The 23141-nt window shown below is 36.6% G+C and carries 33 protein-coding genes and 1 pseudogene; 22 read left to right on the top strand and 12 right to left on the bottom strand.

Annotated elements, in window-relative coordinates:
- Positions 1-99: 99 nt before the first annotated feature.
- Positions 100-540, top strand: coding sequence for a GNAT family N-acetyltransferase (locus AC07YC_RS06235; protein ID WP_494918753.1), 441 nt, complete (start codon positions 100-102; stop codon positions 538-540).
- Between the two features lie 86 nt (positions 541-626).
- Here the strand turns inward: AC07YC_RS06235 and AC07YC_RS06230 are convergent, their stop codons facing one another.
- Positions 627-1310, bottom strand: a complete 684-nt coding sequence (locus AC07YC_RS06230) for a class I SAM-dependent methyltransferase (RefSeq protein ID WP_494918752.1) — start codon at positions 1308-1310, stop codon at positions 627-629.
- Between the two features lie 230 nt (positions 1311-1540).
- On the opposite strand from AC07YC_RS06230, the gene AC07YC_RS06225 reads away from it, so the two are divergent.
- The 5 genes from AC07YC_RS06225 (at position 1541) to AC07YC_RS06205 (ending at position 3866) form a co-directional block, all read left to right on the top strand.
- Complete coding sequence (locus AC07YC_RS06225; RefSeq protein ID WP_494918751.1) at positions 1541-2140, top strand: CPBP family intramembrane glutamic endopeptidase; 600 nt, start codon at positions 1541-1543, stop codon at positions 2138-2140.
- Between the two features lie 71 nt (positions 2141-2211).
- Positions 2212-2397: a helix-hairpin-helix domain-containing protein gene (locus tag AC07YC_RS06220; protein WP_402795016.1), complete on the top strand. Its 186-nt coding sequence runs from the start codon at positions 2212-2214 to the stop codon at positions 2395-2397.
- Positions 2390-2557: a hypothetical protein gene (locus tag AC07YC_RS06215; RefSeq protein WP_008175876.1), complete on the top strand. Its 168-nt coding sequence runs from the start codon at positions 2390-2392 to the stop codon at positions 2555-2557. Before AC07YC_RS06220 ends, AC07YC_RS06215 begins: the two co-directional genes overlap by 8 nt.
- Positions 2558-2565: 8 nt before the next feature.
- Complete coding sequence (locus tag AC07YC_RS06210) at positions 2566-3153, top strand: hypothetical protein (RefSeq protein ID WP_494918750.1); 588 nt, start codon at positions 2566-2568, stop codon at positions 3151-3153.
- Positions 3154-3557: 404 nt separating this feature from the next.
- Positions 3558-3866 carry an RNHCP domain-containing protein gene (locus AC07YC_RS06205; RefSeq protein ID WP_494918749.1) on the top strand — a complete coding sequence of 103 codons (309 nt, stop codon included), beginning with the start codon at positions 3558-3560 and terminating at the stop codon, positions 3864-3866.
- Positions 3867-3918: 52 nt separating this feature from the next.
- On the opposite strand, the gene AC07YC_RS06200 is transcribed toward AC07YC_RS06205, so the two are convergent.
- The gene (locus AC07YC_RS06200; protein ID WP_336635912.1) at positions 3919-4416 is read right to left on the bottom strand and encodes a DUF1648 domain-containing protein; all 498 of its coding nucleotides are present in this window, start codon (positions 4414-4416) and stop codon (positions 3919-3921) included.
- A 91-nt stretch (positions 4417-4507) separates the two neighbouring features.
- On the opposite strand from AC07YC_RS06200, the gene AC07YC_RS06195 reads away from it, so the two are divergent.
- Together AC07YC_RS06195 and AC07YC_RS06190 are read left to right on the top strand one after the other, a co-directional pair.
- Entirely contained in the window at positions 4508-5248 is a 741-nt protein-coding gene (locus AC07YC_RS06195) for a sulfite exporter TauE/SafE family protein (protein ID WP_336636029.1), read from the top strand.
- Between the two features lie 12 nt (positions 5249-5260).
- Entirely contained in the window at positions 5261-6217 is a 957-nt protein-coding gene (locus AC07YC_RS06190; protein ID WP_494918747.1) for a PD-(D/E)XK nuclease family protein, read from the top strand.
- A 15-nt stretch (positions 6218-6232) separates the two neighbouring features.
- On the opposite strand, the gene AC07YC_RS06185 is transcribed toward AC07YC_RS06190, so the two are convergent.
- On the bottom strand, positions 6233-6742 hold the full coding sequence (locus tag AC07YC_RS06185; protein ID WP_494918746.1) for a tyrosine-type recombinase/integrase: 510 nt from the start codon (positions 6740-6742) through the stop codon (positions 6233-6235).
- 293 nt (positions 6743-7035) lie between these two features.
- Positions 7036-7482, bottom strand: coding sequence for a hypothetical protein (locus AC07YC_RS06180; RefSeq protein ID WP_336635909.1), 447 nt, complete (start codon positions 7480-7482; stop codon positions 7036-7038).
- A 116-nt stretch (positions 7483-7598) separates the two neighbouring features.
- Here AC07YC_RS06180 and AC07YC_RS06175 point away from each other — a divergent pair, with 116 nt between their 5' ends.
- Complete coding sequence (locus AC07YC_RS06175) at positions 7599-8330, top strand: hypothetical protein (protein ID WP_336635908.1); 732 nt, start codon at positions 7599-7601, stop codon at positions 8328-8330.
- 160 nt (positions 8331-8490) lie between these two features.
- Here the strand turns inward: AC07YC_RS06175 and AC07YC_RS06170 are convergent.
- Positions 8491-8763 (bottom strand): annotated as a pseudogene (locus AC07YC_RS06170) (stress protein); the annotation flags it as partial.
- On the opposite strand from AC07YC_RS06170, the gene AC07YC_RS06165 reads away from it, so the two are divergent.
- The 5 genes from AC07YC_RS06165 to AC07YC_RS06145 all read left to right on the top strand — a co-directional run bounded on the left by AC07YC_RS06165 (position 8732) and on the right by AC07YC_RS06145 (position 12169).
- Positions 8732-9010, top strand: a complete 279-nt coding sequence (locus tag AC07YC_RS06165; RefSeq protein WP_494918743.1) for a hypothetical protein — start codon at positions 8732-8734, stop codon at positions 9008-9010. The pseudogene AC07YC_RS06170 and the gene AC07YC_RS06165 sit on opposite strands and share 32 nt — an antisense overlap.
- A 583-nt stretch (positions 9011-9593) precedes the next feature.
- Positions 9594-9725, top strand: coding sequence for a hypothetical protein (locus AC07YC_RS06160; RefSeq protein ID WP_494918742.1), 132 nt, complete (start codon positions 9594-9596; stop codon positions 9723-9725).
- A gap of 140 nt (positions 9726-9865) precedes the next feature.
- The gene (locus tag AC07YC_RS06155; protein ID WP_200878313.1) at positions 9866-10018 is read left to right on the top strand and encodes a hypothetical protein; all 153 of its coding nucleotides are present in this window, start codon (positions 9866-9868) and stop codon (positions 10016-10018) included.
- A gap of 215 nt (positions 10019-10233) precedes the next feature.
- Positions 10234-11397, top strand: coding sequence for an MFS transporter (locus AC07YC_RS06150; RefSeq protein WP_336635906.1), 1164 nt, complete (start codon positions 10234-10236; stop codon positions 11395-11397).
- Positions 11398-11509: 112 nt separating this feature from the next.
- Positions 11510-12169 carry an MBL fold metallo-hydrolase gene (locus AC07YC_RS06145; protein ID WP_494918949.1) on the top strand — a complete coding sequence of 220 codons (660 nt, stop codon included), beginning with the start codon at positions 11510-11512 and terminating at the stop codon, positions 12167-12169.
- A gap of 50 nt (positions 12170-12219) precedes the next feature.
- Here AC07YC_RS06145 and AC07YC_RS06140 read toward each other — a convergent pair whose 3' ends face one another.
- Entirely contained in the window at positions 12220-13386 is a 1167-nt protein-coding gene (locus AC07YC_RS06140; protein WP_336635905.1) for a Ger(x)C family spore germination protein, read from the bottom strand.
- 138 nt (positions 13387-13524) lie between these two features.
- Positions 13525-13770 (bottom strand): YkuS family protein, encoded by a 246-nt coding sequence (locus AC07YC_RS06135; protein ID WP_336635904.1) that lies wholly within the window; start codon positions 13768-13770, stop codon positions 13525-13527.
- A 251-nt stretch (positions 13771-14021) separates the two neighbouring features.
- On the opposite strand from AC07YC_RS06135, the gene AC07YC_RS06130 reads away from it, so the two are divergent.
- On the top strand, positions 14022-14213 hold the full coding sequence (locus tag AC07YC_RS06130) for a transmembrane Fragile-X-F protein (RefSeq protein ID WP_393407600.1): 192 nt from the start codon (positions 14022-14024) through the stop codon (positions 14211-14213).
- 55 nt (positions 14214-14268) lie between these two features.
- On the opposite strand, the gene AC07YC_RS06125 is transcribed toward AC07YC_RS06130, so the two are convergent.
- The gene (locus AC07YC_RS06125) at positions 14269-14844 is read right to left on the bottom strand and encodes an LOG family protein (protein WP_494918740.1); all 576 of its coding nucleotides are present in this window, start codon (positions 14842-14844) and stop codon (positions 14269-14271) included.
- Between the two features lie 80 nt (positions 14845-14924).
- Here AC07YC_RS06125 and AC07YC_RS06120 point away from each other — a divergent pair, with 80 nt between their 5' ends.
- Entirely contained in the window at positions 14925-15242 is a 318-nt protein-coding gene (locus tag AC07YC_RS06120) for a MazG nucleotide pyrophosphohydrolase domain-containing protein (RefSeq protein ID WP_008175899.1), read from the top strand.
- A gap of 12 nt (positions 15243-15254) precedes the next feature.
- A complete protein-coding gene (locus tag AC07YC_RS06115) occupies positions 15255-15716 on the top strand; it encodes a GNAT family N-acetyltransferase (RefSeq protein WP_494918948.1) in 462 nt (153 codons plus the stop codon).
- 16 nt (positions 15717-15732) lie between these two features.
- Here AC07YC_RS06115 and AC07YC_RS06110 read toward each other — a convergent pair whose 3' ends face one another.
- Complete coding sequence (locus tag AC07YC_RS06110; RefSeq protein WP_494918739.1) at positions 15733-16185, bottom strand: NUDIX domain-containing protein; 453 nt, start codon at positions 16183-16185, stop codon at positions 15733-15735.
- 96 nt (positions 16186-16281) lie between these two features.
- Between AC07YC_RS06110 and AC07YC_RS06105 the strand changes: the two genes are divergently transcribed.
- Positions 16282-16779 carry a hypothetical protein gene (locus AC07YC_RS06105; protein ID WP_336636026.1) on the top strand — a complete coding sequence of 166 codons (498 nt, stop codon included), beginning with the start codon at positions 16282-16284 and terminating at the stop codon, positions 16777-16779.
- A 71-nt stretch (positions 16780-16850) separates the two neighbouring features.
- Here the strand turns inward: AC07YC_RS06105 and AC07YC_RS06100 are convergent, their stop codons facing one another.
- Positions 16851-18023, bottom strand: a complete 1173-nt coding sequence (locus AC07YC_RS06100; RefSeq protein WP_494918737.1) for a multidrug effflux MFS transporter — start codon at positions 18021-18023, stop codon at positions 16851-16853.
- Between the two features lie 365 nt (positions 18024-18388).
- Here AC07YC_RS06100 and AC07YC_RS06095 point away from each other — a divergent pair, with 365 nt between their 5' ends.
- The 3 genes from AC07YC_RS06095 (at position 18389) to AC07YC_RS06085 (ending at position 21064) form a co-directional block, all read left to right on the top strand.
- Positions 18389-18928: a GNAT family N-acetyltransferase gene (locus AC07YC_RS06095; RefSeq protein ID WP_494918736.1), complete on the top strand. Its 540-nt coding sequence runs from the start codon at positions 18389-18391 to the stop codon at positions 18926-18928.
- Between the two features lie 639 nt (positions 18929-19567).
- On the top strand, positions 19568-20143 hold the full coding sequence (locus tag AC07YC_RS06090; RefSeq protein ID WP_494918735.1) for a dihydrofolate reductase family protein: 576 nt from the start codon (positions 19568-19570) through the stop codon (positions 20141-20143).
- 480 nt (positions 20144-20623) lie between these two features.
- Positions 20624-21064, top strand: a complete 441-nt coding sequence (locus tag AC07YC_RS06085) for a hypothetical protein (RefSeq protein WP_494918734.1) — start codon at positions 20624-20626, stop codon at positions 21062-21064.
- Between the two features lie 282 nt (positions 21065-21346).
- Here the strand turns inward: AC07YC_RS06085 and AC07YC_RS06080 are convergent, their stop codons facing one another.
- A complete protein-coding gene (locus tag AC07YC_RS06080; RefSeq protein WP_494918733.1) occupies positions 21347-21784 on the bottom strand; it encodes a DUF3021 domain-containing protein in 438 nt (145 codons plus the stop codon).
- Positions 21785-21788: 4 nt separating this feature from the next.
- Entirely contained in the window at positions 21789-22229 is a 441-nt protein-coding gene (locus tag AC07YC_RS06075; protein ID WP_336635896.1) for a LytTR family DNA-binding domain-containing protein, read from the bottom strand.
- Positions 22230-22417: 188 nt separating this feature from the next.
- Between AC07YC_RS06075 and AC07YC_RS06070 the strand changes: the two genes are divergently transcribed.
- Entirely contained in the window at positions 22418-23047 is a 630-nt protein-coding gene (locus AC07YC_RS06070; RefSeq protein ID WP_494918732.1) for a CPBP family intramembrane glutamic endopeptidase, read from the top strand.
- Positions 23048-23141: the final 94 nt, after the last annotated feature.

Here is a 23141-nt window from a genome sequence, read left to right as displayed (position 1 = left end):
TCGACATGTTGAAATGTTTGAAACTGTCACTTTTGAAATGTCAGATAATCTACTACCATCATACTAGAATGACAAATAAATTGAAATGGGGAGTGGAATATGAATATTTGTACTGTGACACAGGCAACAATTGGGGAAGTGGTCCCGTTATTTAATGCCTATCGTGAATTTTATGGACAACCGACTGATTTAATACAAGCCGAGCAGTTTATTCAAGAACGTGTGGAAACGGAGCAATCCATTATTTTTCTTGCATATTTGGGTGGGGAAGCAGTAGGTTTTGCGCAGTTATTTCCTATCTTTTCTTCCGTAGCTATGAAAAAGGCATTTATTTTAAATGATTTATTTGTAGCTGGGCATGCCAGAAAACAAGGGATGGCCAAAGCATTAATCGAACAATGCTACGACTATTGCCAGCAGGAGGACGCTCGTTATATGATGCTTGAAACAGCAAAGGACAATGTCAATGCCCAAAAGCTCTATGAAAAAGTAGGAATGAGCATCGATGATCATGTGTATTATTACAGTATTTATTGGTGAAAAACGGGGCTGTCGTTTTTGTATGAAATCTATAATTCACCTGTCGAAAGCCCCCTCCATTTGAGCTAAATGGCGGGGGCTTACGATTAGGCGTGACTCATCCAGCCAGCAAAAAGACCTGAACTGAAAAAGCGCGTAATCTGCTTAAATCCAGCCTCCTTCAATAATTCTTGAATGTCTTGATCGGATAGGAAAGAGATATTCATAATGACTTTTCCCATATCTTCGACTTTTGCTTTTTTATATCCCGCCTCTAAAAAGAAGCTTTGCCAGATTTTAATGCGATCTTGCAGTTCGTTACTAGTACGATCTCCGTAGGCACAAGCGAGGACAAAAGGTTTGCCGGGCTTTAATTGGGCATGAATGTTGTGCAGTAAGTTAAGTTTTTGCTGTCTATCTTCAATAAAATGCAGCACAAGTATACAGCTAGCCGCATCATAGGTGAATGGAGAGGAGGGCAAGGTATCAATGGTTCCTTGAAGAAGCTGAACTCGGCTTTCTATAGCTAATTGCTGTGCTTTATACTGAGCAATTTGCAGCATCTCTTCAGACGGGTCTATACCTGTAAATGTCCAGTTTGGATTAGAGGGTCCCCAAGCGGACAGCTCATTACCGCCCCCAGCTCCTACAACTAGTAGGGAAGTTTCTTGCTCACCTAAATGAGCTCGGAAATAGGCTTGTGTCATGGCGAACAGAGTGTCATAGGCTGGTACAGAGATACGAGTACTTTGTTCATAGATGCGGACCTTCTCTAATAAATGTGTATTCATCGTCATTACCTCCAACATATATTGCATACATTACAGACCTTAAATGTCTGTAATTGAGTATATATGAAATTTAACCGAAGCACAACCAAGAAATCTTTTTCAATTGTAATTAAAGTAAAACGATTAATACTTAATTTTAAAAATTAATAATTTAATGATTATCATTAAATTATTATTGAATTTAAAAGGTCTTTCTTCTACACTTAACGTAATGAATAGGGGGAGAAAATATGATTAATGCAGTTGTGCAAGTGATGTTATTTTCAGTCATTCCGTTTGTTTGGTGGAGTTTTACAGCTAAAAAGAAACAACCTTTCCTCAAATGGTTAGGAATTCATAGGCCCGTTATTGTCGATAAGGGGAAATATGTCATATTTTATATGCTTGCTATTGTCGTATTAGTGGTGCCTAATTTCGCTCTCGTCTTTTTTTACATGGAAGCTTCCATATTAGCGTCCAATCAATTTGCTGGCCTTGGCTTAGCGGGGATCATACCCGCTCTTCTGTATGCGATAATTCAGACCGGCTTATCAGAGGAGCTTTTGTTTCGTGGCTTTTTACTGAAAAGGCTGGCAAAGCCATTTGGTTTCCAGGTCGGCAATTTGCTACAAAGCCTCGTCTTTGGCTGTATCCATGGAGCTATGTTATGGACGGTATTACCATGTCCAATCATCTTGTTAGTTGTATTATCTACGGGTCTAGCAGGCTATGTGATGGGATGGATGAATGAGCGAGTTAGCGGGGGCTCCATTATGACGAGCTGGAGTATTCATAGTTTGACTAATTTAATGACTGCTTGCTTATCCATGTTTCAAATTCTATCTTTTTGACTTATTTGCATTTCTTTGCCGTCACTTGCATAATAGGGCAGAGAAGATTTTTCGTGAAGGGAAGTGCAAACATGTCAGAATGGCCAAAGGGAGTAGCCAATCCTGCTATTCGTGCATTACAGGCAGCAGGCTATACACAATTGAAACAGCTAGAAAACGTTGACCTTTCCACTTTAGCTCATTTACATGGGATGGGACCAAAAGCGCTTGCCGCGATTGAGGCGGCATTAAAGGAAGGTAGGGAGGCACGTGAATAAGCTGACATTATTTTTACTGGCAATGGTGGTCTATTATATAGTCGTTGTCTTCCTCATCAGTAAGCTTTTTATCATTCCTATCATGAAAGTAATGGCACTTGTCTTCTTTATAGGAGCGGGTTTCATCTTTTCACGTAAGATGCGCAGGAAATTGCAGTAGGAGGCATTATGAAAATTGTTCAATTAACAGTCGTTTATTTAGCCATTATTTTGCTGGCTATGGTGCTATCTTTATCAGGTGTTCGGCTATCCTTTTCACTCGGTATAATTGCAGTGTTCGTGGTAGCTATTATTTACCGTCATGTACATATTTTATATCGATCGAACAATATGGAACTTGTAGATAAATGGGTGAAGCGCCGTCAAAAAGAACCAATATTTGCGGCTCTCTATGCATCTGCTTATGAGACGGTAGACGAACAAATTCGTGCTATCGATGTCATCATCCACCATTATAAGCAGCCAGCCATCAAATATAATTATCTATTTACGAAAGCGATTATGGAGAAAAATCTTGGCGCGGCAAAGGCTGCTGCCCAGCAAATTAACAAGGAGCCATTGTCAAGCTATGCCCTATGCTATATTGCAGCGATGGAAGGTCGAACGGCTGCTATGAGAAGCGACAAGCTGACACAGCCCTGGATGCAACCCGCTGTAGAGGCAGTATACGCCCATAGTCAAAAAATCAAGAATTATTCCGCCAATGGGCTGATACTAGCATCGAACAAGCGCGTGGTGTACAAAAGTATGGTTTAATACATAATTTTAGACAAATGGAAAGAGAATTGGGACGTGACTAACTATTTGGTATACTAAACAAAACATGAAACTTATAAGGAGTCGTTAATTTGAAGGTAAATAGATTTCCTACAATTGTTCATAAGGGGACGAATGCCTAAGTTAGTGATGATCAATGAGCACCGACTAGTGGAAGGTGGAGAGGTCCGTCTTACAGTGATTGATACAATTTCCTAAAGTCAATCGTGGTTCGGATAAAGAGATGAAATAGGCTCTTTTGAAGGTGGAACTAGAAGTAATCGTTTTGTAGAGCGAAACGGTGAATGGGTTAAATCATGATCAAAGCCTAATACTAATTATATAGAAAAACAAAACGGAACCCTTTCTCCAAAGATGAAAAATTCGTCTTGGAGGAAGAACAATTGAGTAGAAAAACTAAAAATACAGCATTTCATTGTGAACAGTGTGGGTTAGACGTGACACCATTAAACAATGGCAGTTTCCGCAATCATTGCCCACATTGTTTATATTCAAAGCATCTAGATATTGTACCTGGTGATAGAGCCAATCCATGTAAAGGGTTAATGAAACCTATTACTATTGATTATTCATCAAAAAAAGGGTATCAGCTTGTACATCCATGTACAAAATGTGGTCACCTGTCACGCAATAAAGTAGCTGTGGATTGCACACAAGAGAATCAACTTATTCTATTTATGCAATCTATATAGTCGTTTCATGTTTGTAAGACGTATTAAAGAGCAACTCTTTAATACGTCTTTTTTAACCCTTTTTATTCAATAAAATGCCTCGTACAATCCCCATACTGAAAATACCACAGAGCAAGAACAGAAAAAGATATGCATGCCATTGTTGTAAAATGCGATCGCGTCCCAATGCAATCGTAAGGTCGTTGAAAAGGGAATAAGTAAAGTACAATAAAATACTATTTTTTATGAGACAAAATGTGATGATGCCATTTTGACGCTGGCTATGGGACAGCGGCGGTTTATTTTTTCTCATCATAGGATAGGCAGCTTTCATCTCTAAATAGTGTAAAAGTAAAAATAGCATGAGTGCGATAAATGGTAAATAAAAAATAGCAATTTTTGGCCCAAGCTGTGCATGGTCACTTGTAAAGCTTTGTAAAACGGGAATCGTTGCAGGAAGCTTTCGATATTGAATTAGAGTAGCTGTGAAGCCAGCTAAAAAAATGGTGGCCACGATGACCGTCAGCTGGTGACAAAAGCGTGGTGTTGGTGTTTTTTGTTGTGTTTGCATCCTTGCCCTCATTTCCATCATCATTCAAAATTACAATCTGTTATACTGTATCATAGAATGATTGCTTTTGTGAGAGAGAAAGAAGGATATGATGGAATACTTGTTATTTTTATTCATTGGCATCATTGGGAATGTCATTGGAACGTTAGTGGGTGGCGGTGGTTTAATCACCTTGCCAACGATGATGTTAATGGGGGTGCCTGTCCATTCTGCAATTGGGGCTAATAAAGTATCCAATATGGTAAGTGCATTTTCCAGCTTTTATACGATCTATAAACGTAAGGAATTAGCATGGTCAGAAATGAGACCGGTCTTATTGGTATCCCTAATTGGTGGAACATTGGGTGGACTTTTTGCTTCATTTATGAGTAGTCAAGCATTGACGTTTATCGCCATCATTTTACTAGGCTTTGCGTTAATGATGTCCTTTATGGGTGGGGCAGATTTTGGCGATAAGGAACTCTTTATGATGAATCGAAAAAATGGTCCAATCCTCCTTGGGGTTGGTTTTTATGATGGTATGTTTGGGCCTGGCAGTAGTACACTAGCCCTTTATACATATGCGCATGAGAAAATTTCTTATATTAAAGCAGTAGGACTCTCAAGGGTAGGGGTATTCGCCATGTGCTCAGGAGCAGCGATTACCTATATTGCTACGGGGAAAATTGAATGGCCACTGACGTTGATTTTAATGGTAGGGTCTACGATTGGTGCGCAAATTGGTATTGTTTTAGCAAGAAAGGTGAACGCAAATCAAGTCAAACTGCTACTTCGTATGGTAACCATTGTTCTGATCGTACAGCTTGTCTATGATTTTATCCAGCAGCTATAGGAGGCGATTGTCGTGTTTGAAATTACACCGTACCCTACGTTTTCATGGTCATTATCACGTCATAAAACGCTAACAAGCTGTGCCCGTAAATATGGCTATGAATATTATTTTTCCCATAACGGGTGGCTAAGCTACAATGTGGAGCCTTATCATCAACTTGTGTATCGTTTAAAAAAACTACAGCCCATGCCTATTTTATTTGGGCAAATTGTTCACCGTTTTATTGAGCAGGCAATTAATGATTATTTACAAACAGGGAAGCCTCCCACATTAGAGGAGCTGATTCATTGGGCTCGTGGACAGCTGAATGCGGCTTTTATTGATTCTACTCGCCATCTTGAATCATGGAGGCAAAAACCAAATAAATATTATATGATGCAGGAAATTTACTATACTGGCAAACTTCCAACCGATCTAATACAGGACTATAAAGAACGAATTAAGCTTGTTTTTGAGCATTTTTTGAGGAGTGAAACATTTCAACAAATTACGTCACAAAGAGGTTCTTTACGAATTGGGGAGCCCGAACAATTTCGCTCAATGAAAATCAATGATATCCAAGTGTTCGTTGTAATGGATTTTCATTATTTTAATGAGCTAACAGATAAATGGGTAATTGTAGACTGGAAGACGGGGGGCGAGTCAGATGATGATCGCCAGCAATTAGCCCTCTATGCCTATTATGTCCAGCAAAAATATCGGGTGCCACTTGAGCAAATCGAGGTCTATAATGAATATTTACTAACCGGAAAACGGAAGAAATATAGCTTCTCCGATTTCGATATGGACAATATTTTACATACATTTCAGTATAGTGTTTTAGAGATGAAAAAGTATCAAGCCGATATTTTTTCTAACAAGCCTGTGGACTTGGAAGATTTCGAACAAACACAAGAAAAATGGCATTGTCGTGGATGTAATTTTAGAGAATTATGTGCGCAAAAGTATGATGAAAAATCGAGCAAGTGACCAAAAAGTGACCAATTAATTTAAATCATCGAAATGGTCGCTTGCTTCATTTTTATCCTTTTTGGTTAAATGACTATATGTGTTAATTGTCATTTTTATATCAGAGTGACCTAGTTGCTCCTGTATGATCTTAAAATTTACATTCCGACTGACCATAAATGAGGCATATGAATGTCGTAAAGCGTGAAAATTCAACTTTGGTAAACTATACTTTTCAATAATTCTTCTCCAAGCAAGATCTATAGCAGCAGGTTTTGATGGATAACCATCTGATTTTGTAAAGATTAAATTTAAGGGAGTACCATCATCATTTTTTATAGGATTCCAAGCGTCACCCATTTTACTTTTTAGTTCCAAATAGCCATCAACAAATAACTTTAGTTCACGAATTAAACTCTTCGGGACGTTAACTAATCGAGGCTTTTTGTTTTTTTGAGGTAAAATTTTTAGTTTTCTAATTTCAATATCAAATTGAAGGGTTTTATCTACATAGATAGTATTATTTTTAAAATCAAAAGTTTCCAAACATTCACTTTTGAAACAACTAAAGCTGCTGTACGTGACTACATTAAACAATCAGTGGATAAAAAGAAAATTGATAAGTCATGGCTTGATAAATTCGACCAAGGTATGATGACAAGTGGTGATTTTGAAGGTTTGAAAATCATTATTACTCAGCGTAACGCTTAACAGCAGAAGCCCGTTACCTTAATTGGTAATGGGCTTTTATAGTTCGATAGACGTACCATAACATCTTGCTGGTTTAAACTGTGTAGCTTTCTGCTAAAATTCCCTTTTTCTTAATATGCTGATTCTCCTCAAGCTCTACTTTTTTTTACTAATGTTTTCGAAATAAATATTTTAATAAGTGTGTAACAGCTAAAGAATAATAAAAAGATAAAGGGGGTTGAAAGTTGTTGTGTTAAGTTTCCAAAAGCCATGTTTGTAAAATAAGAAATAAATGCCGCCGAAATTAGACATACAAAAGAACCACTAGCAATAATTAGAATGGAAATAATTATTCTGTCATTATTTTTCTTAAATAGATATGCTGATAAAATTATTATAAATATAATAATTGCTAGTTCAATATTATAACTAATCTTACCTAATAAAACGATCTTATCAATTAAAGAAGCTGGAATACTATCAATTGTTAAAGCATAGTTGCTAGTTTTCCCCCTATAAATTTCAATCGCAAAAAATAATAAGTTTAATAAAACAAAAATAATTGAGACTATCCAAGTAAATTTTTTGTTCTTCATTTAATTCACTCCTTGTTTCCTTTTTTTGAAATTAATGTTGAAAAATTACAATTATTATTCTATCATTTAAATATGAATATTCAATCAATTTGAAAAATATAAGGGGGTAGTGATTAATGAGTAAGATTTCATCAATGAAAAAAATACTATTACTGTTGATTCTTGGTATAAGTATAACTTTATTACCGAATTTTGTACAAGGGGTAAAAGCTGAAGAATTAGATTCAGAAAGTAACACTAGTCAAATTTTTGATGAATTCATAAACAGCTTCTTCAATGATACTAGTAAAGTTAACGTGACTAATTCGGTTGGTTTAGATTATACTAAAGAATTTCTTAGTGCTACAGAAAATCTTTATACACAAAATAATTTACAAGAAATCAAACGTTTCATAGTGGACAATAAACTTTTACTTTCGTATGGTACTGAAACAGAGAAGGTTGGTTCAACTGAACTAAATCTTCAAGCAGGGACGCTTAATAATGTGAAATCAGCATCTGGTACACAGTCGTTCTATCATATTGGCTATGATGCTAAAGGTAAATACCAAAAAGAATGGATAACTTATGTGACTGGTAGTTATACATACAACACGACTACCTACCAAATTGTTTCAGCTCAAAATCCTACAATTTCACTTTCTGCAAATTTTGGTGCAGCATTTGCTCCGTATATGGATAACGTAAGCACTTCGGCTAGTATATCTGGTGGTACGGTAACATTTAAAGCTTCCTATAGCATGCTTTCAGGTGTAGTGCTTCCAATATTGGATTATGGTGTTGGACAGACCCTTAACTATGGTAATCAAACAGATCAATTTAAAGCTTATGCAGGTACAATAAATTAATGGTTTAACAATAGCCTATTTTTTAGAGTAACGTTTAAAAAAATTGTATTGAATATTCATACATATTTTAAATTAAAACAGGTCCTCGAATGTGATCTGTTTTTTTATGTGCAAAAAAAGCCACTCTTTTGAGTGACTACTTTTTGAAAATAATATTATTTTAATGCTTCGTCCATTGAATTTGAAACTTCTCAAATTCGGCATCTTTCATATCGCCATTCATTTGTATTAAAAACAGACCAATTGCATGTGTGTGTGAGTAAAGTAAAGGAGACTCTTTGCCTAATTCATCGTAATATGATTTTGCTTTTTCTAATCCCTTTTTATCTTTGAACATAAATAAACGACCACCAGCATCTTCTCCAAGTGACGGAACTAAAATACGTTTACCTTCTTTACGTGTGTCCCCGAATTCTTTATTTTCTAAATCAGAAATTAATGAAGCGGTGTCATTTGAGCTAGAGTTTTTAGATGATCATTTAACGGGTAGTGGGCAGCGTATCGAGTCTCTGATGAATGTAGCTGGCCCTTATTATGTGACGATTGAGCCTAATCGTAAAAAGTTCATTCGTATAAAGGAATTACTTGATTTATCTGACGTGCCCAATCATATTCAAGGAGGCGGTTCGTCGTTTATACATATTAAAATAATCGACGGGGAGACTGCACGAATTTTATAAAAAAGTATTCAAGGAGCTGAGCTTTAAAACAGCTGAAGTGTAGGTAGGAGTAGCTTATGAGTTGCATTCGCAGCTCTTTTTTTATTGAACTTCTGAGCCGTTTAGCTGCATAAGATATGAGATGTTGTATGTTAAAATAATGGAAGAAAGAACCATAAGGGGTGAAGTAATTGTGTTGAGAAAATATTTGAGTATGCTTTCATTGTTATTATTTTCTTTGTTCATTGTCTTTGCCTTTATTACCCCGATTGTCGTGAAGGAAACCTCTGAAATAGCGGATATTGTGGTCATTGCTAGCTGCCCTTTTTAGTCAAAAGGGAAAGCTAAGAATTTTGGCTTTAATTGTTTTCTTGATTCCCGTGCTTTTGCTAGTAGGGTTCATGTTATTTCCATTATTTTACTTACTATAGTAATCCTTTTATTTAGTCGAGATACAGGTTGCTTTTTCCTATTCAATTGAAAGTAATAGGTATAAAGATGTCTCTGTTTTTCCCCTAGTATAAAATCTAGTTATTAAACATATATAAGAAAAGCAGCTAATAGAATGTACAATACCTTTTAAGAATCATAAAGGGGGATGAAAATGGATAAACAATTAACCATGTTTGAACTTTTGATAACTCCTATGAAAAAAGCGCCAGATGAGCGTATAAAAAGTGTTGAAAAGCAAAACGTAGTGGCACCACGTAAGGTGGGGTATATTGTACACAGATAAGATACTATACACCTAACATCACATGATAATTGTATGAAGTAACCCTAAAATGAATGGGAGAGCGGAAAACTGAATTTGCTTTTTTGATTATTTTGTATTAGATTATAGTATATTGATATTTCGAGAGGAGGCAAAAAGTTATGGAAACTGTTTTCAGAATGGCTGCAATTGAAGTAAAAACATTTTTACAATTAGCTGATTTCAATTCAACGGGACCAGTCTGTCGTTTTTTAGAAAAACTTCATATAGAATTCAGCAACCGAAAGCTTTTTGCCTTTGTATTTAATAGATAAAGAAGAACCTTTATGTTTGTTCTTTTTAAATACTATATGCACGTTATGACGCCGGTTAGCTGGCGTCTTTTTGTGTTGTTAAAGATGAATAATTAAAAATAGAGCTTGTGAAAGGGTGAGACGATTGCTTAAAAAGTTAAGGCGATTTCGGAATGTTTCAGTGTGCCAAGCGCTTCTAATTTAAAAAAGATTAATTAGAAGCGAGGAATTTTAATATGCAAAAACAAAGAATTTTTACTTCAGCATTTCTTTTTTTATTTAGTAGTAACTTTTTAACTTTTATAGGATTTGAAATGTTACTACCTATTTTACCAGCCTATTTAATTAGCATACATGCTTCTCCTTTTCAGGTAGGGTTGGTTACTACAGTATTTACAATAGGCGCTATAATCATTAGACCTTTTGTAGGCTATTATTTAGTCGATCACCATAGAAAAGGTTTAGCTATTGGTGCGGGGGTTATGTTATTGATGATAACATTCATGTATCCCTTTTTGAGCACAATTTGGCTCTTCCTATTATTACGGTTTTTCCATGGAGTAACATGGGGAGTGTCAACAACTGCCAATAGTACAATGGCGGTGGATTTAATTCCAAAAACAAGATTAGGTGAAGGGATAGGCTATTTTTCTATTTCAACAACAGTGGGAGCTATCATCGCCCCTAGCTTAGGCATCCTCATCTATCATTCTTTTTCTTTCCAACTATTAATCTATTCTTCCGTCATTCTTTGCCTTTTGGCAGTGATAGCTCTTCAATTTGTTGATTCTGCTGAACCGGTGAAGCATGAGAAGCAGCCATTTCGATTTATAGAAGCGATTTTCGAACGAGAAGTATGGTTTCAAGCATTACTGACTGTTATGACAACGCTTGGCTTTGGTGCAATTATTACCTTCCTTGTGCTATATGGCGAACAAAGAGGGTTAGATCAAATTTTTTTATTTTTCCTTATCAATGCGATTGTTTCCACTTTACTACGTCCATTTACAGGAAAATGGTTTGATAAAACGGGGCCGTGGTCGATTATCATTGTGTCAGCAGTGGTAGGATTTTTATCATTGATTGTGTTATCCTACGCGACAAATAATGGGATGCTTATTATCGCAGCCATCCTATTCGGAGCAGGCTATGGAACCGTTATGCCTTGTTTACAAACATGGACAGTTCAAAAAGTAAGTGAGGCAAAAAGTGGTGCAGCGAATGCTACATTTCTTTCTAGTTTTGATATTGGAGTTGGCATTAGCGCATTCACCTTAGGGCTTTTAGCTGAATGGATTAGTTTAGAGATGATTTTCCGTGTTGTTAGTATAAGCTTTCTTCTTGTTGCTCTGTTTGTTTATAAAGATGCGAAGAGAACGAGAAAAAATAATCATATGTAGTCCATAAAATTTTAAGTCGATGATAGGGACGGCAGGAAATTTTAGGCTGAAAGCAGAAACTAAAAGAGAATCACCATTATCTTTTCATGTTTGGCAAAGGGGGGCGAATGCTATAGAAATATCAAAAGGGGTAAAGGTACTGGAGCTGAACTATCAAGGGTTCATTATTCATCCAACGCTTTTGTGGGATCAAGATATGGCTGTGTTAATAGACGCAGGTTTTCCTGGACAAATGGAGGAATTGCGAGAGGCGATGGCACAGGTTGGTGTTTCTTTGGACCAGCTAAGGGCGGTTATTCTCACGCATCAGGATGTGGATCATATTGGGTGTCTGCCGGAATTAATACAGACATGTGGACAGCAGATACGAGTATATGCGCATGCACTGGAGCAACCGTATATTCAAGGGGAGCTACCATTATTAAAAGATGCGCACTTAGAACATCCACCAAAGGGACGAGTGGATGTGACCTTGAGTGATGGTGAAGAATTGCCTTTTTGTGGAGGCATTCAAATCATCCATACACCTGGACATACGCCGGGCCATCTCAGTCTTTATTTGACACAAAGTAAAATATTAATTGCCGGTGACTCCCTATACAGTGTAGAAGGCCATATTGCGGGTATTCATGAACCGTCTGTATTAGATTTAGCAGAAGCTCAGGAGTCTTTACAGAAATACCTAGACCTCGATATCGAAACAGTTGTTTGCTATCATGGAGGAATAAGTAGAGGAGCTGTCCTTGATCAGCTTCATCAAGTATTATCATAAACAAGAGACCACTCCTAATGGTGCTGCACCAATAGGGGTGGTCGTTTTTATTATTCGGTAATTGTTTCTTCAAACGATTTTCGCCCAGGGCTTACTTTGTTAATATGAATATCAATTTTACTAATGGAATCCTTGGTTAAAGGAATTTTTCCATCCTTCTGTATTTTTTTCCATACCTTTACATTGTCGCGATAGAGATATTCTGACAATCGATAGACATCCGCATCTATGTTTAAGCCTGCCTCAAAAGTGGCCATAATTTCTTTTTTTACTTCACTCTCTACTTTTTTTCTGACCTGGCTCGGTGTCACTTTTCCTTTAAAGCCATTTAAAATGGTGTTAAATTTTAAATATACTTCAAATTTTACTTGATTGTTTTGAACAATTGGTTTGACATTGACATCTAATTTTTTAATATCAACCGTTAAGTAGTCGCGTTCCTCTGAATTGTCCAATTTTACAGTAATTTCTCCTTGCTTCGTTGCATCATTCATCCATTCAATTCCTCGTGCTGTATTGCCTTTAATAAAGCCTTTGAAGGTGTTCTTTGACAGGATACCGACACCCGCAAAAACCGTTTCAGTGCGAGATTCCTTGGCTGTTTCCCAGTCTTGATTGATGGAAATGAATGGGACCTTCATTTCATGATTCGGCTCATTTAAACCAATGACTAGCTGTCTCAAGTTCACCGGCTCTACAAATGATTCTTGTTTCGAAGTATTTTTAGGATTACTCAGCTTGGTCGCAGTCGGTGATTTTTCAAGAATAGGAGATACTAATAAAACCTCCTCGATGGGGTCTTGTGTACAATAGACCCAAATATGATATCTTGTTTCTCGAAAGCGTAGAAACGTGTCAATAATGGGAATAGCATGCTCACTTTCCATTGCTTTTTCTGAGAAAAGGAGAAAGGTCATATGTCCCCAAAAGACTTCTTGGTCCATTGAACGATACAATTTATAAATAGCTTCTTCAATTGTTTTTCCTGTAGCTTTCCCGACTTCAGTTGGTGCAGCTTGTGGATTCGATTGTTCTGTTTTTGCTACATTGGCAAAGTTCATAAGTTGGATGTATGCTATATATTCATTATCCTTATAATCAACACCAACACCTTGCACATAATACATCCGTTGGGGCTCTGTTACATCCCAACAGCCTGACATGAGAAGTGAAGTCGTAAGCATTAAAATTACAAGCATGATATTTTTTTGGCTCATATATCTCCCTACTTTTTAAAGTTCCTATGATTTATTTTGTACAACTAGTAGGTGTATTATAAGTAGATATTATAAGTATGTAAGGAAAACCAAATAAGAAAGTGCTGCTCGCCATATTTTAGCGACAGCACTTCATGATTAATGGAAATATTTTTCGACACGTTGAACGACATCGTTAGCTGAAAGCCCATTCGCATCAATGACAGGACCTTCGATAACTGGATCACTAATCCCCATGACGTCTCGGTCTTGACCGGTAATGATGCAGGCATCACATTTTTTGGCATCCTCTTCATTGCGAAGCTGGATGACTTCATAGCCTTTCGCTTTTAAAGCGTCTTCGATATTAGATAATGATTCTTCAACACCAATAATTCTCGACATAATTTGTCCACCTCCTACAAGTAATGTGCCATTTCATGTTGCGCATTATTCATATTATTTTTTGAAGGTGGGTAATGATTGTACAAGTATAATGGTTGCTAATGATTTGTCTGTTAACAATTCAACATCTCTAAGCTTTGGCTGGAAACGCAAATTCTGCTTTTATTATATTAAAGATGCAAACTCACATTGAATTTTCTACTGTTGCATGATTTTACTATACATAGTCTACAGACAAAGGTGGTGAAGAGATGGGCATTGCAGAAGTATTGACTGTTGTTTTGGTGCTATTAAAGCTAACGGATATTATTACTTGGTCATGGTGGCTTGTTTTATTACCGGCCATCGTATCATTTAGCTTGTATATAATCATAATTGTGGTGAAGCTCATCATGGTATTGGTAGCTGTACTTGTGGTAAAAAAACGAGATGCGACGAGATAAAAAGAAGCGGTGGTAAGATCAGTCGAATAGGACTAAGACTAATCTTACCAACTGATTATTTGCTTAGCTCGTAGGTTTTTATAGCTGGAGGAACAAAGCTTTGACATTTATCTAAAAGCGCTACCGCATGTGCATCTACGATTAATGCTTCTCGATATTGTGATTTTAAAAATTGTTCCTGCTGCATATGATCAAAAAATGAAATTAATAAATCGAAATACTGTTCAATATTGAAAATGGCACAAGGTTTTTGGATGAGGCCGATTTGATTCCAAGTAAACACTTCGAAAAATTCCTCTAATGTACCAGGACCACCAGGTAGGGCAATAAAGCCATCAGCTAGTTCCATCATTTTACTTTTGCGTTCATGCATCGTATTGACAACAATCAGTTCTGTTAACTGCTGATGCGCAATTTCACGCTCCTCTAACAAGGTTGGAATCACGCCAATAACTTTTCCACCTTCTTGTAGCACAGTATCGGCTACTGTTGCCATAATGCCAACGCTTGCCCCACCATAGATAAGGGTAATTTGACGTTTGGCAAGCTCTTTCCCAAGTTGAATTGCGCCTTCACGATAGGCGTCTGAAGCGCCGATGCTAGATCCGCAAAATACTGCGATACTGTTCATTATTGATTCCTCCATATCTGATGAGATTCATTTATAGTATAATTTAATTTGAATAGGAAAGAAATGGAGGAAGAGCAAAAATGGAATTAAATGAGTTCCAACATTGGGTGAAGGACTACTATGAAAGCCGAGGGTGGTCAGAGCTCAACATATTTACACGAATTGGCTTTTTAGCAGAAGAAACAGGCGAGGTTGCTAGAGCTATACGAGCATTAGAAATTGGCCGAGATCGACCTGATGAAATAACACAATCCTATGAGGAAAATAAGCAAGAGCTGATGGAAGAGTTAGGTGATGTTATAGGGAATATTATTGTCATTGCCAATCAATATGATATCCCCCTTGAGGAAATTTTCGTGGCGCATCAAGACAAACTTTTGAAGCGTTATCAGGATTAGGAGGAGCCCCCTATCGATACGCATATTTCAATTTTATATGAACAGTATGATGATTTTACGAATTTTTTAAGTGAAAAAATCCGTAGCTTTAATAACGAGCATTCACTTCACCATCGAGAAAGTAGGCAGAAGGGAGCCGTTCGTCCTCTCCATTTGATCGTTACTGATCAACACCAGCAATGGGTTGGGGGTTTGACCGCAGAAGTGTATTGGGGATGGGTGGAAATACATAAATTTTGGTTTCATGAAGAGTATCGAGGAAAAGGCTTGGGCAGTAAGTTACTGGCACAAGCAGAAATAGCTGCACAGGAAATGGGTGCTAACAGGGCTTTGCTTTCCACCTATTCGTTCCAAGCTCGTACGTTTTATGAGAAAAGAGGCTATCAAGTGGTGGGAGAAATAAAAGATTACCCGCCTGGCAGTAGCTATTATACGATGGTAAAATCATTTGATGCTGAAGAAGGCTGTCTATAAAAATAGGCAGCCTTTGCTAATTGATGTCACCTAAATAAATAGTTGTTTCTAGCCCTTGCACATATCGCTGAAGTTGTGGAATTAATGCTTTCGGATAAAGTTGGAACTCATGGAGCCTTACCACTGAGACCCATTCAGTCCCAATTTGGTGACTATCTGGGTTAGAGGGCTGGTGCAATTGTTCATGGAGCTGACATAGAAAGTAATACTCTACTTGATGAACATCTGCGTCAAAGGCAGCATGCTCATGATTTTTTCCAATATATTCGCGGATAAAAAGAAGTTCGCCAATATGGACAGATGCACCAATTTCCTCGAGGCATTCTCGTTGAAGTGTCGCATGGAATGTTTCACCATGCTCCTGTCCGCCTCCAGGACAAATATAAAAATATTCCTCTGTAATTTTATTTTTGATCAGCAATATGTCACCATCCACGAGGATGATGGCTTTGACAGAGTTTCTTATCATAGGAACCTCCCTAGGTTTGTTAATTTTTTATGATTATGACTAAAATGCTTCATGAATGTCTACCTTAATAAAAAGGGGAGATGAAGCGTGTATTCAATGTCCAATTTTAAAATACTTGTTGAAAAACAGACTGAGATTGATACAATTTATCAAAATTGTGATGATTTAATCCAATCCACGGTCACGCCGAAACTAGATGCTGAGGTCGATCAGTTTCTACAACTCGTTGAACAACATTTGACAGAGCAAGGCTTTAACATTACGCAAACTTCAACAGGCCTAATCGCCCATTTTCATAAGGCGGTCATTAATGTCGATAAACATTCTAAGCATTTGGAACAATGCTTTTTTATCAATTTAAATAGCTACGCAGAGGATCAGGTGTCAATTGTGTTAGACATCTCACCTATTATGCTGCCTAAAATTTCAAATCAGCTAGATGGCTATACGGATATTATTGAGCAAATGACGGATAAGCTAAAGCAAGCTAAAAGCCTGGAGAAAGCCTGTACGAATCCTAAATTCCTTTATAAAACACAAAGTAATAAAGTGTTTCAATCCGCACAGGAAGTGGTGGAACACTATTTTCAATAAAAGGAGAAGCCACCCTCAGCAAAAAGGGTGGCATTTTTGTTTAATTTAGATAAGATGCCCGCTAGCATCCATTATCGAATATATTTTTTTGCACTAAACCACATCATGCTCGTTAACACCAAGAAATAAAGAGGCATCGTCAGCAAGGATTCATTGTGAAGCAAACTCATACCGGATGTGATCACACTGACAAGCAAGTAATAGCCGAGACTAAAGATGGCACCTGCTGTCCCAATGACGTCCTGAAAGTCTACCAATGCTAGACTTAAACAATTAGGAAGGGCAATGCCCGAGCCTAACAGCAAGATAAAAACGGTAACCATCATGCTCATGGCTAGCATACTAATAGGCAATGGTAAAGTACAGACAATCATTAAAAGGAAAGCGCCCATCAACATCACGGAACAACCTATATAAATAATTTGTTGAGGTGGGTGCGTGGCGATAAGTCGCTTAGAGATCATCGCTCCTAAAATCGAGGCCAATGCGACGATGATGCCAAGAAACCCATAGAGACCAGGCGTCATCTGAAAGTGACCAATGAAAATAAAAGGAGCCTCCGCATAATAGCTAAATAGCACACCATTAATGCCCCCGATGAGCAAACCAAAGACAAGAACGGTCGGCGAAGCAAAAATACGTTTGACGACTGGCCAAATCGCTATTCTTTGCCTAGTAGCTGGTTGCGTTGTTTCAGGTAGTCTGGCAAAGGCATAGATGAACAACCCTATACTCATGACCACAAGGACAAAAAATACTGCCCGAAAGCCGAGTGCTTGATCCACCCAGCCCCCAATTAAAGGTCCTACCGCAGGAGTAAACGCAATGACTGCGGAAATTTGTGCGAACATACCATGTCGTTTATTACCGGTTACACTTTCGCGCAAAATGGTTTGCGTAATAATAGAGCCAGTAGCAGCCCCGAATGCTTGAATAAAACGACTGCTGATTAGAATGGAGATAGTGTCCGCATAAAAACATAATGCGCTCCCTATTCCATAAAAAACTAAACCGCCTAACATGGCAGGTCTACGGCCAATAATATCAGAAATCCATCCCCAGCAAAAAACACCTAATGCAAATCCAATAAAATAGATGCTTAAGGTTAATTGGACAGAGCTATTGGATACACCAAGTGCATCTGCAATGTCCGGTAGAGATGGTGTATAAATGGTTTCACTAATTTGTGGGAACGCCACAAGAACAATCATTAACAATAAAGATGGTACTGCCTGTTTTTTCAACATATTGCCCTCCTACAAGCAAATTCTACTTTGTTCGTTACAAGTAGAAAGCGTAGCTAGGGAACCGGCGGGACCATTATTAGAATACGTTCATAAGATAGCATGTTGAAATCACCTTTATATGCTTTAAGTAGGAGTGCATAGTCAGCTTTCTATTATAAACTATTTTATAATTTTTATATAGTAATAATTGCTATTTCTATTAAAATTTAAGAAAAACTTGTACAGAAAATGGAAATTTCATAAGATGGAATAAATATGTTTTCTCCAATAGGTAGTGAAATGGGAAAGCATATCATGACCAGCGAGCAAGCCGCTATTCTGCTGGATGGTGAAGGATAAGAAATGGTGAAGGAGGAAAACCGATGTTTCCAATGTTAGAAACGGACCGACTTAGATTAAGAGAGCTGAAGCAGGCTGATGTAGCTGCCATTTTTCATTGCCTTTCAAATGAGGAGGTCACACGCTATTATGGGCAGGAACCTTTTATAGAAAAACAACAGGCTGAACAGTTAATCAAGCATTTTGACAAAAACTACGAGGAAAAAAGAGGTATACGGTGGGGTATTGAGCTTAAAGAAACAGGAGAAGTTATGGGTACGATTGGTTATCATTTATGGTCTGCCCCCCATAAACGAGCGGAAATCGGCTATGAAATCCATCCACATTACTGGCGTAAGGGGTACACAAAAGAAGCAATCCAGCAAGTAATCACCTATGGCTTTGAACACATGAATTTACAACGTATTGGAGCAGTCGTGTATGTAGAAAATGAAGCATCCAATCAGCTACTGCTGAAGCTAGGGTTTCAGCAAGAGAGAATTCTAAGAGACTATATGGTGCAAAAGGAAAAAGCATATGATACGTTTATCTATTCGTTATTAAAAAAAGAACAACCACAATAACTTCAATTAAAATCGAAAGAACAGTTTGTTCATCTATTGGATGTTTCATGGAATACAAATGAATACTTCAACTAGGGTTTGATATGTAACGATTTACGGAGGTGATGCTAAATATGTGATACAATTGTAGTCATTATTTTAGCAATGCCATTATATGGGGTATTAATTTGGAGTTATTTCTATCCTCAAGAAAGCTTATTATGGGGAAAGTGATGGATGTACAAAGAAAAACAAGAAATAGCAGATGGTGCAATTCGTTATATAAAAGTTGCATCTTTCATCAGTATGATCGGATTGACGCTAGTTTTCATTATTTTAATACTAACTCAATTTAGAAGGTGATTCTTCGTTGGGATTGTCATGTGGATGAATAGGTTTGTTGAGGTAGCAATTATTGATAATAAAGAATTTATAAAGAATGTCAAAAGGCTTAAATTGAATAGCAACTCTCAACAATCGGGTGCTTTCCTTGAATAGGAAAGTGTTTTTTTATAAAGGGCCAGATTGTTTAATAAAGAAATTTTGCAATCTAGAAGAAATTAGTGATTCTTATGTGTGCTATACTTGACTTTGCACATAACATTAATGAAAACTGCAAAGTATAATGTGACATCCTTCATGAACAAAGGAGAACTGAAAATGAGAAAACTCGTTCTATTTCTGCACGCATCGCTTGACGGTTTTGTAGAAGGGCCAAACGGTGAAATGGACATTGGCTGGGTTTCCTACGATTCTGATTTGGAGAAACACGCGAAAGAGATTCTGAGTACTGCCGACACTGTCATTTGGGGACGTGGGACTTATCAGATGATGCATAGTTACTGGCCATCTGTGCCTTCGAACCCATCAGCTTCGGAGTACGAACGGAATCATGCCGAGTGGATCGAAAAGACAGCCAAAATCGTTTTTTCCACGACGCTAGAGAAAGTCGAATGGAACAATTCCAAACTGGTGAAAGAAAATGTCGAGGAAGTGATCAAGAACCTCAAACAGCAGCCAGGTAGGGATATGGTCATCCTAGGAAGTCCTAGATTCGCACACTACCTTATGCAGCTTGATGTAATTGATGAGTATAAAATTACGGTTTCTCCCGTCCTGGTCGGAAGCGGGTTGCCGTTATTCCAAGGTCTCAAGGAGAAGGTCAATCTTAAACTTATCGAAAACAAGACATTTGATTCTGGAGCCATAGGTCTCGTTTACCAGACGGGTAGATGACCTTGTCACTTAAAATAGATTACGCTAACTTTTTAAACTAACCTCAATTCCTTTTTAAGTAACAGAGGAACAATGGAAATTGTAATTGTAGTATCATGAAATCAAGTCTTCCATATAAGGCGCGATTGTGGAGCAACACAGGTAGAAAATAATCAAACTTTTTTTATAAAAACCTAACTTAAAATTAATTGTAGTATACGGGGAGCGACCATGGAAGGGTATCTCCGCTATAAATCGAATCCTTTAATACACTATTTACTCAATTAAAAGGCAATTAGAGAAATGAATGTAGATTTGAAATAAAGTCATGACGTTAATAAATCGTTTTAAGTAAAATCCTGTGTTGGCATGCAGGATTTTTTATTGTTCCACAATCGGGCCAGATTGTGGAGTAACAACCTCCTTTTATGAAATGAGCTAATGTTTACTGTGTATATTTGTAAATGTGGTAATAATATGTTGGTAAAAGGAGGGGAATTAATGAATTTATTTAATTTTGCGATAGCGTTCCAAATTCTGTTGTTTCTTTATTTTGAAGTAACAACCCTTGTTAATCTTTATCCGTGGAATGATTTATCAAAATACTCAACAAAGGAGAAGTTCATTGAGGCTACTGTAAACGGAATTATTATCATTCTTTGTATAGGATTGTTTCTTACACAGATAAAATGGCTAATGATTATTTCGGTGGTCTTTTGGTTTGTATTCTTATTTATGCAACTTCTAAATTGGTGGATGCCTTATCTTACTGGGAAGTATTTAAATCAATTTCCAAAAACTCTGTATGAAACTCATTTTAAAAATACACTTAAATTATTACCTCCAATAAAAGATCATATTATTCCAGACCTTCAACATAATGTTTTACAATTAATATCATTGATAACATTCATTTTAAGTGCATTAGTTATAATCACTTGACATATTCACTTTAACCTTGTAAATCGGTAACATTGCGATATTTTACATTTTAAAGTAACGGGCGCTTTTCTGTAATAAGGAAAGCGTCTTTATTCGTGTGAAATGACAATTAATGGAATAAAATACGATAATTAAATTGGACATGGCGATTGTGAAGAGAAGTACTTAAACTAACGGAGCAATTTAGTTGAAGAATCTTTGATTCATACGGAAGTGATAATTGTAAAAGAGGCTTATTTTTGTTGACTAGCCTCTTGAATTATTGAAATTCTATCAAAGAATCTATTGATTATTACTACTGTCTGTATGCTCTATAATTTTCTTCTTCATTTTTTTTACTTCTGTTTGACTATAAAAATAAAATAACAGCCAAACAAATGCAAAAATTAATACATTGAATAGCAACAACAGGATAGTTAGTGTTATCGAAAATGTAGGGATCCATTTTAAAGAAAAGGCAACAACTATAAAGGTTCCTATAGCTATAAAAAAATGACAAGCACTTTGTTGTAAGAATGTTAAACGTTCTATTCTATAGATGTAAGAAGGGAGTATACATGCAATTCCAACAATAATTGATCCTAATACTTGTTGAGGAAAAGTAGCCATAACAGCATCTAAAAATAACTCTCCTTTAAACCAATATCCAATAAGATTAACAATAACAAACACTGTACATCCCATACTTATACCGAATCCTAAACTCTTGAAAATATTCATGTTACTATACCCCCAAACGCTCTTTAAATGTTTTTTTATAATTACGAGAAATCACTTCTTTTATCCCTAAAATAAGTTCAATTTCCATTGTTCCATTAAAGGAAGCTTCAATATTTCTGATTTTTCTAGGATTAATTATTGCTGATTTAGAAATCCGGATAAAATCATCACCTAGCTGCTGTTCTAACTCATATAAAGGTTTACTCATAACAACACGATTACCATCGTCGCTATATAGTACTAATTCTTTTCCTTCTGTTCTAATAACAATTACAGTATGAGGTTCGATAATATGTACTTTATTGTTTGCAGTCCCTGTTAAAATTGGTTCATTTTCTTGTTGTAAGAGCGAGATTGCAGCCTGAATAGCTGGTGTTAATTTGGATACGCAGATTGTTATATAGGGTTCATTTATTTGTGTATCAATTTTTATTTCTATCTTCATCTCTATCACCTCTCTCTAAAAATATAGCATAAATTACGATTCGAATAATGCAGGTTATATGGAATAAAAAGCATTTTACCTAACAATAAAGACATGTTACTCGTAAAGTATTGTTGCAAAACTTTTATGTCGTTATATTGGGCTTTAACAAAAGTAATTTAAAAATATAACTCAAGGAGGCAGCTAGTATGAACGAGATAACAACGCTAAATGACCGAATTAAGACGGGATGGATATTAGTAAGCATATCAAGTATGTTAACAATAAGTATTATATATTGGTATATAAATAATCCTAAGAGGTTTATTGAGAATGGATTAGGATATTCCCCGGAAATGTTACTTCATTTACCTATGTGGTTTTTCACCTTATTAATTTTTCTGGGATATATTTCCTATACAATGTTTGCAATTCCTTATGTGAAAAGAAATTTATTAACATTTTCTTGGCTTAAATTAATTGGTATATGGGCTGCTATTGTAAGTGGAATAGTTGAAGAAGTTGTATTTAGACATTTGCTCATGGATTATCTATTATCTATTGGATTTCCATATTTTTCACAAGTGTTAATCTCAGGAATTACGTTTGGGGTTGTTCATGGTGCATGGGTATTATTGCAAGGAGAAGTAAAAATTGCAATTCCAGCCATTCTTTCAACTACGATCTTAGGTTGCCTTCTTGCTATGCTCTATATTTATACTGGAAGGAGCACCCTTGCACCAATTATGGCTCACGTTTTAATCAATATGGTAATAGAGCCATGGTTAATGCTATCTGCAATTTCAGGGAAATGGAAAATAAATAAAAGTTGTGGATAGATATAAAAAGGTTATCGTCTATTGATGTTAAACCGAGAGAAGTTGCTTTAATAGTAAAACCTTATCAAGTAACGAGGGATTTAGGTGAATAAAG

This window comes from Lysinibacillus sp. GW247-5R2A (assembly GCF_059424475.1).
Note: the sequence above shows the minus strand (reverse complement) of the source record. Positions and strands in the feature narration are given on the sequence as shown.